This window comes from Isoptericola sp. NPDC056605 (assembly GCF_042792795.1).
Classification (GTDB): Bacteria; Actinomycetota; Actinomycetes; order Actinomycetales; family Cellulomonadaceae; genus Isoptericola.
Window position 1 is genome coordinate 67,760 of record NZ_JBHTVT010000023.1, and the last position, 11,813, is coordinate 79,572.

The 11,813-nt window shown below is 74.2% G+C and carries 12 protein-coding genes; 6 read left to right on the plus strand and 6 right to left on the minus strand.

Annotated elements, in window-relative coordinates:
* Positions 1-119 precede the first annotated feature (119 nt).
* From ACFQ8Y_RS19200 to ACFQ8Y_RS19225, 6 genes are all read right to left on the minus strand, one after another.
* A complete protein-coding gene (locus ACFQ8Y_RS19200; protein WP_430586456.1) occupies positions 120-596 on the minus strand; it encodes an HAAS signaling domain-containing protein in 477 nt (158 codons plus the stop codon).
* Positions 593-931: a PadR family transcriptional regulator gene (locus ACFQ8Y_RS19205; protein WP_430563177.1), complete on the minus strand. Its 339-nt coding sequence runs from the start codon at positions 929-931 to the stop codon at positions 593-595. The genes ACFQ8Y_RS19200 and ACFQ8Y_RS19205 overlap by 4 nt, the downstream gene beginning before the upstream one ends.
* Before the next feature lie 69 nt (positions 932-1,000).
* A complete protein-coding gene (locus ACFQ8Y_RS19210; protein WP_430550704.1) occupies positions 1,001-1,432 on the minus strand; it encodes a hypothetical protein in 432 nt (143 codons plus the stop codon).
* Between the two features lie 223 nt (positions 1,433-1,655).
* The gene (locus tag ACFQ8Y_RS19215; RefSeq protein ID WP_430586457.1) at positions 1,656-2,549 is read right to left on the minus strand and encodes a sugar phosphate isomerase/epimerase family protein; all 894 of its coding nucleotides are present in this window, start codon (positions 2,547-2,549) and stop codon (positions 1,656-1,658) included.
* The gene (locus ACFQ8Y_RS19220; protein WP_430586464.1) at positions 2,546-3,757 is read right to left on the minus strand and encodes a dihydrodipicolinate synthase family protein; all 1,212 of its coding nucleotides are present in this window, start codon (positions 3,755-3,757) and stop codon (positions 2,546-2,548) included. Before ACFQ8Y_RS19220 ends, ACFQ8Y_RS19215 begins: the two co-directional genes overlap by 4 nt.
* Positions 3,758-3,813: 56 nt before the next feature.
* Positions 3,814-4,950: a Gfo/Idh/MocA family protein gene (locus tag ACFQ8Y_RS19225; protein ID WP_430550775.1), complete on the minus strand. Its 1,137-nt coding sequence runs from the start codon at positions 4,948-4,950 to the stop codon at positions 3,814-3,816.
* 244 nt (positions 4,951-5,194) lie between these two features.
* On the opposite strand from ACFQ8Y_RS19225, the gene ACFQ8Y_RS19230 reads away from it, so the two are divergent.
* The 6 genes from ACFQ8Y_RS19230 to ACFQ8Y_RS19255 all read left to right on the plus strand — a co-directional run bounded on the left by ACFQ8Y_RS19230 (position 5,195) and on the right by ACFQ8Y_RS19255 (position 11,687).
* On the plus strand, positions 5,195-6,124 hold the full coding sequence (locus ACFQ8Y_RS19230) for a sugar phosphate isomerase/epimerase family protein (RefSeq protein ID WP_430586458.1): 930 nt from the start codon (positions 5,195-5,197) through the stop codon (positions 6,122-6,124).
* Between the two features lie 62 nt (positions 6,125-6,186).
* Positions 6,187-7,929 carry a dihydroxyacetone kinase family protein gene (locus ACFQ8Y_RS19235; protein ID WP_430586459.1) on the plus strand — a complete coding sequence of 581 codons (1,743 nt, stop codon included), beginning with the start codon at positions 6,187-6,189 and terminating at the stop codon, positions 7,927-7,929.
* Positions 7,926-8,483 carry a ribose-5-phosphate isomerase gene (locus ACFQ8Y_RS19240; RefSeq protein WP_430550700.1) on the plus strand — a complete coding sequence of 186 codons (558 nt, stop codon included), beginning with the start codon at positions 7,926-7,928 and terminating at the stop codon, positions 8,481-8,483. Before ACFQ8Y_RS19235 ends, ACFQ8Y_RS19240 begins: the two co-directional genes overlap by 4 nt.
* The gene (locus tag ACFQ8Y_RS19245) at positions 8,480-9,244 is read left to right on the plus strand and encodes a triose-phosphate isomerase family protein (RefSeq protein ID WP_430586460.1); all 765 of its coding nucleotides are present in this window, start codon (positions 8,480-8,482) and stop codon (positions 9,242-9,244) included. Before ACFQ8Y_RS19240 ends, ACFQ8Y_RS19245 begins: the two co-directional genes overlap by 4 nt.
* A 35-nt stretch (positions 9,245-9,279) precedes the next feature.
* Positions 9,280-10,239, plus strand: coding sequence for a 3-hydroxyacyl-CoA dehydrogenase family protein (locus ACFQ8Y_RS19250; protein ID WP_430586461.1), 960 nt, complete (start codon positions 9,280-9,282; stop codon positions 10,237-10,239).
* 101 nt (positions 10,240-10,340) lie between these two features.
* Entirely contained in the window at positions 10,341-11,687 is a 1,347-nt protein-coding gene (locus tag ACFQ8Y_RS19255; RefSeq protein WP_430550697.1) for an MFS transporter, read from the plus strand.
* Positions 11,688-11,813 lie beyond the last annotated feature (126 nt).

The following is an 11,813-nucleotide window of genomic DNA, read 5'->3' on the forward strand; positions in this document are numbered from 1 at the left end:
CGCTGGGACAGTCGGCGAGAAACCGTGAGAAACCGGTTCCCGCCGTGCTGTGCCCAGCCTAGCAACCGGTTTCCGCCGGAGGGAACGCCTGGACGTGACGGAGCGGGCCGGCGGGGGCCTCAGCCGGCCAGCACGTGCGACACGACGAGCGCCACGGCTCCGGCGAAGGAGACGGCGCCCACGACGAGCGCGAGCCGTTGCAGGCCGCGGTTCCCGGCGCCGGAACGGAGCCGGACCAGCGCCCAGACCACCGCGGCGGCGGCCACGGGCGGGACCACGAAGAGCGCCAGCGAGGCGACGGCGAGCACGACCAGCCAGACGTCGGCGGCGGGCGTGGTGGTCGCCGCCCCGGGTGCCGCGGCGGCGGGGGAGGCGGGGGTCGACGCGGCGGCGATGGCGTCCACCGGGCCCAGCTCGTCGAGCACGCGGCGCGCGCCGGCGTCGTCGGAGCCGTGCAGCGCGAGGGACTCGGCCGCGTGCTCCTGCACCGCGGCGAGCGTCTCGGCGCGCTCGCGAGGCTCGCTCGCCGCGAGAGCGCGCTCGAGGTCGGCGAGGTACGCCTCGATCAGAGGGGGGAACGCGGGGGTCGTGGTCATCGGGGCTCCAGGGTCGTGCGGACGTCTTCCGTGAACCGGGCCCAGGTGGCGGTGAACGTCTCGAGAGCTGCCTGCCCCTCGGCCGTGAGCTCGTAGTACCGGCGCGGCGGGCCCATCGGGGACGCGACCTGCGTCGTCGTGACCCAGCCCTGCTGGCGCAGCCGGGAGAGCAGCGGGTACAGGGTGCCCTCGCTGGTCAGCAGGGTGCTCGTGGCGCCGAGGCGCTCGGCGAGCTCGAGGCCGTACGCCGGCCCCGACCGCAGGCAGGCCAGGACGCAGTACTCCACGACTCCCTTGCGGAGCTGGGTGAGGACGGCGTCCGAGGTCGGTACCATGCGTCACAAGATAGCAGTCTCTTGCGTCGCAAGATAGTGGTCGGGCCCCGGACGACCTTGCCTCCCCGGTCAGGCCGCCGCGGTGCGCACCAGCGCGGTGAGCCGCTCCTCGAAGGCCGGGGTCCAGGCCAGCACCGCGAAGGCGGTCGGCCAGAAGTCGCCGTCGTCGAGGTGTGCCGCGGGGTCGAAGCCGACCGTCGCGTAGCGCGTCCCGAACTTCGCGGCGGGCTGCACGAACACGACCATCTTGCCGGCGGCGTCCGCGAAGCCGGGCATGCCGTAGTACGTCTTCGGCACGAGGTCGGGTGCGACCGCGGCGACGACCCGGCACAGCCCCTCGGCGATGTCCCGGTCGGTGCCCTCGAGCGGCTCGATCGCCTCGCGCACCGCCTTCTCGCCCGCGGCGCGGTTCCTGCCGGCCTTCTCCTGCTCGCGCAGCTCCTTGGCGCGCTGCTTCACGGCGGCGCGCTCGTCGGCGCTCAGTCCCTCGGACGTGGCCATGTCGTTCCTCCCGGCTGGTGGTGCGGCGCCGTGCCGCACCGTCGGGTCCCAGGCTAGGGAGCGGCTCCCCGGCGGCGCTTCTCCATTCCTGACCGGTGCGGATCCTGCGCCGCGCACGACGACGCCCCGCCGCCCGGGGAGGCGACGGGGCGTCGTGCGGCGGGCCGGCGTCGGCGACAGGCCCGCACCGGGGTGTCAAGGCCCGGTGTGCTGGAGGGCGGGCCTAGAGGTGCGGCAGCACGTGCCGCGCGTACCGCTCGCCGACCGTGCGGGCGGTGTCGCGCGGGTCCTCGGCCCAGATCTCCTCGTTGAAGATCTCGGTCTCGACGTCCCCGGTGTAGCCCGCTTCGGCGACCCAGCGCGAGATCGTCGGGAAGTCGACGTACCCGTCGCCCACGTGGCCGCGGGAGTTGAGCGGGTCGGCGGCCAGCGGCAGGTTCCAGTCGCAGACCTGGTACCCCGCGATCCGGCCCTCCGCCCCGGCCCGCGCGATCGACTCGCGCAGCCGCGGGTCCCACCACACGTGGTAGGTGTCGACGACGACGCCCACGGTCTCGGGCGCGAACGGCGCCGCGAGGTCGAGCGCCTGCCCGAGGGTGGAGATCACCGCGCGGTCGGCGGCGAACATCGGGTGCAGCGCCTCGAGCACGATCCGCACGTCGTGCTCGGCCGCGAACGGCGCGAGCTCGGCGATCCGGTCCGCCACGCGGGCGCGGGCGGCGACGACGTCGCGGTCGCCCGGACCGGCGTCGGGCCGCGGGCCGCGGCCGGGCTCGCTGAGGGCGGGCAGGCCGCCGACGACGAACACCAGCTCGCGGGTGCCGACGCCTGCCGTCTCCTCGATGGCGCGCTTGTTGTCGTCGAGGGCAGCGGCGATGCCCGCCTCGTCCGCGGCCGTGAGGAACCCGCCGCGGCACAGCGACGAGACGCGCAGGCCGGCGTCCGACACGATGCGTGCCGCCTTGTCCGCGCCGTGCTCCTGCACCTGGTGGCGCCACAGGCCGACGGCGCCGAGACCGGCCGAGGCCGCGGCGTCGACCGCCTCGGCGAGCGTGGCGTGCTTGACCGTGGCGGTGTTGAGCGAGCAGCGGCTCAGGTCGGCTCCCGCGGCGCTCATGCGGAGACCCCGTTCGTCACCAGCAGGGCGTCCAGGCGGCGGGCGGCCAGCGCCGGGTCGAGCAGCATGCCACAGCCGTCGGCGAGGCGGGCCAGCTCCACCAGGTGCGCCAGCGAGCGGCCCGACTGCAGCCCGCCCACGAGCTGGAAGCCGGCCTGGAAGCCGTTCAGCCACGACAGGAACGCCACGCCCGTCTTGTAGTAGTAGGTCGGCGCCGCGAAGATGTGCCGGCCCAGCTTCTCGGTCGAGGCGAGGATCGCGTGCCCGCGTGCCGCGCCGTCCGGGTCGCCGGCCTCCCCGGCGTCGAACGCCTGCAGCGCGGTGGACGCGGCCGGGTAGATCGCCGCGAAGATCCCGAGCAGGGCGTCGGAGCGGCCCCGCTCGTCACCCGCGATCAGCTCCGGGTAGTTGAAGTCGTCGCCGGTGTACAGGCGCACGGGCGAGCCGTCGAGGCCGGCCAGCGCCCGGCGCAGCCCGATCTCGTGCTGCGCGTCGAGCAGCGACACCTTGACGCCGTCGACCTTGTCCTGGTGGGCCCGGATGAGGTCGAGGAACGTGGCGGTCGCGGAGGCGACGTCGTCGGACCCCCAGTAGCCCGCGAGGGCCGGGTCGAACATCGTGCCCAGCCAGTGCAGGACGACGGGCCGCTCGGCCTCGGCCAGCACGGCGTCGTAGACGCGGGCGTAGTCCTCGGGCGAGCGGGCCACCTTCGCCAGCGCGCGCGACGCCATGACGATGACCTGCGCGCCGGCGTCCTGCACCACGTGCACCTGCTCGCGGTAGGCGTCGGTCACGGCGGCGAGGCCCGCCTCGCCGGGCTCGACCGACGCGGGGTCGAGCTGGTCGGTGCCCGCGCCGCACGCGATGCGCGCGCCGACGGACGCGGCCTCGGCCGACGACCGGCGCACGAGCTCCTGCGTCGCGGCCCAGTCCAGGCCCATCCCGCGCTGGGCGGTGTCCATGGCGTCGGCGACGCCGAGCCCGAAGCGCCAGATCTCGTGCCGGTAGGCGAGCGTCGCGTCCCAGTCGACGACGGCGGGCGCGCCCGGCACGTTCTCGGCGCCGACCTGCGGCACCACGTGCGCCGCGGCGAAGGCCACGCGCGACGTGATCGGAGCGGCCGGGGCGTGCCACGGGCCCGGCGCGTTGAGCTCGCGCACCTCCGTGCCGGTGGCGCGACCCGCGGCGTCGAACCGGGGCAGGCGCACGGTGACGCCGCTGGGCGCCAGCTCCGGGGCGAGCGCGGGGTTGAGGGTGGGGGCGGTCACAGGGAGATCTCCGGGACGTCGAGGCGGCGGCCCTCGGCCGACGACCGCAGGCCCAGCTCGGCGAGCTGCACGCCGCGCGCGGCGGACAGCAGGTCGAAGCGGTGCGGGCGCCCGGCGACGACGTCGCGCAGGAACTCCTCCCACTGCAGCTTGAAGCCGTTGTCGAGGTCGGCGTTGGCGGGTACCTCGAGCCACTGGTCGCGGAACGGCTCGGTGACGGGCAGGTCCGGGTTCCACACGGGCTTGGGGGTGTGCGCTCGCTGCTGCGCGACGCACTTGCGCAGGCCGGCGACGGCGGAGCCGTGCGTGCCGTCCACCTGGAACTCGACGAGCTCGTCGCGGTAGACGCGCACGGCCCAGGAGGAGTTGATCTGCGCCACGACCGGGTCGCCGCCCGGCGTCTCGATCTCGAAGATGCCGTACGCGGCGTCGTCGGCGGTGGCGGCGTACTCCTTGCCCTGCTCGTCCCAGCGGGTCGGGATGTGGGTGGTGGTCTGGGCGTTGACGGTCTTGACCGCGCCGAGGATGCCCTCGAGGACGTAGTTCCAGTGGCAGAACATGTCCGTGGTCATGCCGCCGCCGTCCTCCTTGCGGTAGTTCCACGACGGGCGCTGGGCCGCCTGGTGCTCGCCCTCGAACACCCAGTAGCCGAACTCGCCCCGCAGCGACAGGATGCGGCCGAAGAAGCCCTCGTCCACGAGGCGGCGCAGCTTGACCAGGCCCGGCAGGTACAGCTTGTCGTGCACGACGCCGGCGGTGACGCCGGTCTCCTCGCGCAGGCGGGCGAGCTCGACGGCCTCGGCCAGCGTCTCGGCGGTCGGCTTCTCGGTGTAGACGTGCTTGCCTGCCTGCATCGCCTTGGTGAGCGTCTTGGCGCGCAGCGACGTCATCGAGGCGTCGAACACGATGTCCGTGCTCGGGTCGGCGATGATCCCGTCGAGGTCGGTCGTGTACTCCTCGACCCCGTGCTGCGCGGCCAGCTCGGCCAGCTTGGACTCGTTGCGGCCCACGAGCACGGGCTCCACCTGCACGCGGGAGCCGTCGGGCAGCTCGACGCCGCCCTGCTCGCGGATCGGCAGGATCGAGCGCACGAGGTGCTGGCGGTAGCCCATGCGGCCCGTGACGCCGTTCATCGCGATGCGCAGCGTGCGCGGGGGTGTGGTGCTCACTCGGGACTCCTTCGTCGGTGCGTCTCGTCGGTGGCGGCGACGCGTACGGGAATGCGCTTTCCATCCAAGTTAGGGGCTGCGGACGCCGCCGTCAAGCAGATGCCCCGGGGTGCGCGGCGCGCGGCGGGTGAGATCGAGTCGGTTGACACCTCGGGGCGTCGCCGTGTTTCCTATAGGAAACACGATTCGACGATCGACGGAGATCTCCTTGCGCACTGCGGACACCTGGCCCATCGCCGCCAACATGCTGTCCTTCGGCTCCACCGCGGCCGACGGCACCCCCAACGTCGACGCCCCCGCCGAGTCCTGGCGCGGGCAGCTCCAGCAGGTCGCCGACCTCGGGTTCGCGGACGTCGACCCCACCGACGCGTGGCTGTCGATCGGGGAGATGACCGACGCCCGGTTCGCCGAGCTGCTCGTGGTCCTCAAGGAGGTCGGCCTCGCCGTCCCGTCCGTGTCCACGACGCGCCGGAGCGTCGTCGACACCGCTCGCGGCGAGGACTACCTGCGCTTCGGCCACACGATCATCGACCGCGCGCCGGCGCTCGGCGCCGAGGTCGTGAACTTCGGGTTCATGCAGGCGCTCACGCCGGCCCAGGAGAAGGCGCTGTGGTTCTGGCTGGCCGAGGGCCACCACGACGACCTCGGCGACGTCGAGAACCGCGACCTGGCCGTCCGGCGCATCCGCGAGCTCGCCGACCACGCGGCCGAGGTAGGGGTGCGGGTCAGCCTCGAGATGTACGAGGACACCTACATCGGCACGCCGGACCTTGCCGTGCGGTTCCTCGAGGACGTCGACCGCGACAACGTGGGGCTCAACCCCGACCTGGGCAACCTCGTGCGGCTGCACCGGGAGATCGAGGACATCCCGACGATGTTCGAGAAGGTGCTGCCGCACACGAACTTCTGGCACATCAAGAACTACACGCGCGACGTGGACCTGGCGACGGGCGCCTACGCGACCCACCCGACCCCGCTGGTGCAGGGCGTCGTCAACTACCGCGTGATGATCCGGCAGGCGCTCGAGCTCGGCTTCGACGGCGTGTTCGTCTGCGAGCACTACGGGTCGGACAGCCTCGGCGTCGCGGCCCTCAACCGCGAGTACATCCGCGGCGTGCTGCGCTCCGCGGGGCGCTGAGCAGACCAGTCCGGCGCACCGCGCCGCCCACCCGTCACCGCACGAGCAAAGGTGCTGACCCCATGACGTACGTCCACAACCGACCCGAGGACTTCGCCCGCGAGGCGCTGAGCGGCCTCGTCAAGGCCCACCCCGGCACCCTGCGCCGCGTGCCCGGCGGCGTCGCGCGCGCCGAGGGCACGCGCCCCGGCAAGGTCGCCGTCGTCGTCGGCGGAGGCTCCGGCCACTACCCGGCCTTCGCCGGGCTCGTGGGCGAGGGCGTGGCCGACGCCGCCGTGTGCGGCGAGGTCTTCGCCTCCCCGTCCACGCGCCAGGTGCTCGACGTGTGCCGGGCCGCCGACGCCGGGGCCGGCATCTGGCTGTCGTTCGGCAACTACGCCGGGGACGTCCTCAACTTCGGCGCCGCGGCGAGCCGGCTGCGCGCGCAGGGCGTCGACGTGGCCGTGCGCCTCGTCACCGACGACGTCGCCTCCGCGCCCGCCGACCGCGCCGAGGAGCGCCGCGGCGTCGCCGGGGACCTCGTGGTCTTCAAGGTCGCGGGCGCCGCCGCGGAGTCGGGTGCGGACCTGGCCGAGGTCGACCGCCTCGCGGGGCTGGCCAACGGGCGCACCCGCTCCTTCGGCGTGGCCTTCGACGGCTGCACCCTGCCCGGCGCCGACGCGCCCCTGTTCAGCCTCCCGGAGGGGACGGTCGGTTGGGGGCTCGGGATCCACGGCGAGCCCGGGATCGGCGAGGAGTCGGTGCCGCCGGCCGCGGACCTGGCCGCCGAGCTCGTCGACCGCGTGCTCGCCGACCGGCCCGACGACGCGGACGGCCGCGCCGCCGTCGTCCTCAACGGGCTCGGCACGGTCAAGTACGAGGAGCTCTTCGTGCTCTGGGACCGGGTGCACGACCTGCTCACGGAGCGCGGCGTGACGCTGGTGGCGCCGCTCGTCGGCGAGTTCGTCACGAGCCTCGACATGGCGGGGTGCTCGCTCACCGTCACGTGGCTCGACGACGAGCTCGAGCCGCTGTGGCTCGCACCGGCGACCACGCCCGCCTTCCGGCACGGGGGCTGGCGCGCGGCGCCGGTGACGGCCGCGCCCGACGTCGCCACCGAGCCGGAGCCGCCGCTCGTGGTCGCGACCTCGGACGAGGGCGCCGCGGCGGCGCGCCTCGTGGTCCGTGCGCTGCACCGCGCGCAGGAGGTCCTGCACGGTGCGGAGGACGAGCTCGGCGCGCTCGACGCGGTCGCCGGCGACGGCGACCACGGCCGCGGCATGTGCCGCGGCGTCGACGCGGCGGTCGAGGCGGCCGACGAGGCGTTGGTCGCCGGGGCGGACGCCCCGTCCGTGCTGCGGCGTGCCGCGGACCGGTGGGCCGACCGCGCGGGCGGCACGTCGGGGGCCCTGTGGGGCGTCGGCCTGCTCGCCCTCGCCGACCGGCTGCCCGCCGACGGGACGCTGACGGGCGCCCACGTCGTCGACGGTGTGCGCGCCGCACGCGACGAGGTCTGTGCGGTGGGCGGGGCCCGGCCGGGCGACAAGACGCTCGTGGACGCCCTCGACCCCGCCGTCGCGGCGCTGGCCGCGGCGCACGGGAACGGTGCGGCGGCGCCCGACGCCTGGCGGGCGGCCGTGGGGGCCGCCCGGGACGGCGCGGCCAGCACCAAGGACATCACGGCACGCCGCGGTCGCTCGCGCGTGCTGGGGGACAAGAGCCTCGGGGTCGCCGACCCGGGGGCGACGTCGCTCGCGCTCCTCCTCGCGGAGGTCGGGGACGCGCTCGGCGTCAGCTTCGACGACGTGGAGGTGGCGGCACGATGACGACGGCCCAGGGAACGGCCCAGGGAACGGCCCAGGAGACGAGCCCGGAGACGCCGCAGGCCCTGCGGGTCGTCGTCGGCTCGGACGACGCCGGGTTCGACTACAAGGAGCTGCTCAAGGCCGACCTCGAGGCTGACGACCGTGTGGTCTCCGTGACCGACGTCGGTGTCGGCGGCGACGAGCACACCCCGTACCCCTACGTGGGGGCGGCCGCCGCGCGCCTCGTCGCCGAGGGGAAGGCCGACCGTGCGCTCCTCGTGTGCGGCACGGGGCTCGGCGTCGCGATCGCCGCCAACAAGGTGCCGGGCGTCCGCGCCGTGACCGCCCACGACTCGTTCTCGGTCGAGCGCGCGGTGCTGTCCAACGACGCCCAGGTGCTGTGCTTCGGGCAGCGCGTCGTGGGCATCGAGCTCGCCCGCCGGCTGCTGCGCGAGTGGCTGGGCTACCGGTTCGACCCGACGTCGGCGTCCGCGCCCAAGGTCGCGGCGATCGGCGAGGTCGAGTCCGGCGCGGGAACCGGGGCCGTCCCGGAGCCCGCCGGGTCCTGCGGATGACGCGCCGCCCGCTCGTCGCCGTCTCGCTCAAGGCCTATCTCGGGGCCGCCGACACGGAGCGCTGGCTGACCGAGGTCGCCGAGGTGGCGGACGCCGCCGCGGCGGGCGACGTCGAGCTCGCCGTCCTGCCGTCGTTCCCGCTGCTGCCCGCGGCCGCCCGCCTGCTGGCGGGCACGCGGGTGGCCTGGGGTGCGCAGGACGTCGCGCCCGGGGCGCAGGGCGCCCAGACCGGCGAGGTCACCGCCGCCCTGCTCGCCGAGCTCGGCTGCCGGTTCGCCGTCGTCGGGCACGCCGAGCGGCGCGCCGCGTTCCACGAGGACGACGACGTCGTGCGGGCCAAGGTCGCCCGCCTCGCGGAGGCGGGACTCACCCCGCTGCTCTGCGTGGGTGAGGAGCACCAGGTCGCCCCGCAGGACGCGGCGGCCGTCGCCGCCGACCAGCTCGAGAGCGCGCTGCGCGGCTCGGCGACGCGGGACGTCGTCGTCGGGTACGAGCCCGTCTGGGCGATCGGCGCCCCGCGGCCGGCACCCGCCGAGCACGTCGTGACGGTCGCGCACGCGCTGCGCGAGCGGCTCGACGCGCTCGGCGTCGAGGGCCGCGTGGTCTACGGCGGGGCGGCCGGACCGGGCACGCTCACCGCGCTCGCGGGCGCTGTCGACGGTGTGTTCCTGGGGCGTTTCGCCCACGACGTCGCCGCCCTGCGCGACGTGCTCGACGAGGCCGCGGCCGCGCGACCTGCGGATTCGGCCGCTCGGCCGTGACCGCCACAGACTGGACCACGAGAGAGGAAGCAACGATGGTCACCAGCATCAGCAGCGTCGCCGTGATCGGTGCCGGCTACATGGGAGGCGGCATCGCGCAGTCGCTCGCGCTCGCGGGCCTGCCCGTCACGATCGCCGACGTCTCCGCCGAGGCGACCCAGGCGGCGTTCGCGCGCCTGCTCGCGGAGGCGCAGGAGTTCGAGGACGCCGGGCTGTACGACGCCGGGGCGACGGAGACGATCCGCACGAACCTGAGCACCGCCCCGTCGATCGAGGACGCCGTCGCCGACGTCGACTTCGTCGAGGAGGTCGTGTTCGAGTCCGTCGACGTCAAGCACGACGTGCTCGGCCGGATCTCCGCGGCGGCCCGCGAGGACGCGATCATCGGGTCGAACACGTCGACGATCCCCGCCCGGGTGCTCGCGACCGCCGTGAAGAACCCGGAGCGGTTCCTCACCGTGCACTTCTCGAACCCGGCCCCCTTCATCCCGGGCGTCGAGCTCGTGCTGGGGGAGCGGACCGACGAGGCCGTCGTGCCCGTGGTCAAGGAGCTGCTCGCGAAGGCCGGCCGGGAGGCCGCGATCGTCGCCGACGTGCCCGGCTTCGTCCTCAACCGGCTGCAGTACGTGCTGCTCAAGGAGGCGATGTCGATCGCCGAGGAGGGCATCGCTTCGCCCGAGGACATCGACACCGTCGTCCGCACGACGTTCGGCTTCCGCCTGGGCTTCTTCGGTCCGTTCGCCATCGCCGACCAGGCAGGCCTCGACGTGTACGCCGGCGGCTTCCGGACGTTCGAGGAGGCGTTCGGCGAGCGGCTCAGCACGCCCGCGCTCATCCAGGACGCCGTCGCCGGCGACCGCCGGGGCGTGAAGAACGGCAAGGGCCTTCTCAAGGACTACACGCCCGAGCAGGTCAAGGCGCTGGTCGCCCACCGCAACAAGGCGTACAGCGAGATGGGTCGCCTGGTCCGCTCGCTCGGGCCGTCGCCCGCCTGACCTCCCACCCACCGCGGCGCGACCCCGTCGGGGTCGCGCCGCGCCCCGTGCACGGCCCGTCGTCGAGCCGTGCCCCGCACGAGACACAGGAGTCTTCGAACGTGACACAGGTCAACGAGCCCGCCCTCGTCCGGAAGGTCACGATGCGGCTGCTGCCGCTGCTGGTGGCCCTCTACACGGTGGCCTACATCGACCGCTCCGCCGTCGGGTTCGCCCAGCTCAGCATGGGCGCGGACGTCGGCATCGGCGACGCGGCGTTCGGCCTCGGCGCCGGGCTGTTCTTCATCGCTTACTTCCTGTTCGAGGTGCCGAGCAACGTCCTGATGCAGAAGTACGGGCCGCGGATGTGGTTCGTGCGCATCCTCGTCACCTGGGGCATCATCACCGCCGCGATGGCCCTCACGCAGGGGCCGATCAGCTTCTACGTGCTGCGCTTCCTCCTCGGCGTCGCCGAGGCCGGGTTCTACCCCGGCGTGATCTTCTACCTCACCACGTGGTTCCCGCACCGGCACCGGACGAAGGCGACGGGCACGTTCGTGATCTCGGCGCCGCTCGCCTTCATCATCATGTCGCCGCTGGCCGGCTGGCTGCTCGGCGTGTCCGGGCTCGGCATGTCCGGCTGGCAGTGGCTGTTCCTCGTCGTGGGCGTGGCCGCCGTGCTCATGGCGATCCCGACCTGGAAGTTCCTGCCGGAGACGCCGCGCGTCGCGAAGTGGCTGACGAAGGACGAGGCCGACTGGATCGAGCACGAGCTCGAGAAGGACAAGGCGGAGCGCAAGCAGGAGGACGGGAAGAACCCGCTGCGCACGCTGATCGACAAGCGGGTGCTGGTCTTCGCCCTGCTGTTCTTCCCCTCGACCGTGGGCGTGTACGGCCTGTCGTTCTGGCTGCCGCAGGTGGTGAACCAGTTCTCCACCTCCACCCTGCAGACCGGGATCCTCACCGACGTCCCGTACCTGTTCGCGCTCGTGGGCGTGCTGGTGACGTCGCGCTGGGCGGCCCGTCACTTCCGGGACAACTGGGTGCCGCTCGCCTGCCTGTTCGTCGGGTCCGCGATCGGCATGGGCGCGAGCGCGGCCGTCGCGTCGCCGGTGCTGCAGCTCGCCGCCCTGTCTCTCGCGGCGTTCTGCGTGTACTCCATCGCGGGCGTCTTCTGGTCCCTGCCGAGCGGCGTGCTCGCCGGGGCCACGGCCGCCGTGGCGATCGCGGCCATCAACTCGTTCGGCAACCTCGGTGGCTTCATCGGCCCGTACGTGGTGGGCCTCTTCACCCAGGCGACCGGGACCACCGAGGCCGGCATGTACTTCCTCATGGTGGTGCTGCTGCTCGGCGCGGTCGGCACGTTCGTCGCGCGACGTGCCGTCGTGCGGATGCAGCGGGCAGACGGCGCCACCGAGCCGGGTGCGGCCGCGACGGACGCCGAGGGGCAGGACGCCGCGCGGGTCTGACGCGGGTCTGACACCAAGGGGCCGGGAGCCGGCGGCGCCGCCGCGCACCCGCCCGGCGGTCCGCGGGCGCGGCACCCGCCTGCGCCCGCGCTGGCCGCGCCCGGCCGCAGTGGGGGGCGGCCGGCC

What these genes read in the sequence shown, in the direction of transcription:
- ACFQ8Y_RS19200 (WP_430586456.1), bottom strand. Translation starts at nt 596, where the DNA reads ATGACCACGACCCCCGCGTTCCCCCCTCTGATCGAGGCGTACCTCGCC.
- ACFQ8Y_RS19205 (WP_430563177.1), bottom strand. Translation starts at nt 931, where the DNA reads ATGGTACCGACCTCGGACGCCGTCCTCACCCAGCTCCGCAAGGGAGTC.
- ACFQ8Y_RS19210 (WP_430550704.1), bottom strand. Translation starts at nt 1,432, where the DNA reads ATGGCCACGTCCGAGGGACTGAGCGCCGACGAGCGCGCCGCCGTGAAG.
- ACFQ8Y_RS19215 (WP_430586457.1), bottom strand. Translation starts at nt 2,549, where the DNA reads ATGAGCGCCGCGGGAGCCGACCTGAGCCGCTGCTCGCTCAACACCGCC.
- ACFQ8Y_RS19225 (WP_430550775.1), bottom strand. Translation starts at nt 4,950, where the DNA reads ATGAACGGCGTCACGGGCCGCATGGGCTACCGCCAGCACCTCGTGCGC.
- ACFQ8Y_RS19235 (WP_430586459.1), top strand. Translation starts at nt 6,187, where the DNA reads ATGACGTACGTCCACAACCGACCCGAGGACTTCGCCCGCGAGGCGCTG.
- ACFQ8Y_RS19240 (WP_430550700.1), top strand. Translation starts at nt 7,926, where the DNA reads ATGACGACGGCCCAGGGAACGGCCCAGGGAACGGCCCAGGAGACGAGC.
- ACFQ8Y_RS19245 (WP_430586460.1), top strand. Translation starts at nt 8,480, where the DNA reads ATGACGCGCCGCCCGCTCGTCGCCGTCTCGCTCAAGGCCTATCTCGGG.
- ACFQ8Y_RS19250 (WP_430586461.1), top strand. Translation starts at nt 9,280, where the DNA reads ATGGTCACCAGCATCAGCAGCGTCGCCGTGATCGGTGCCGGCTACATG.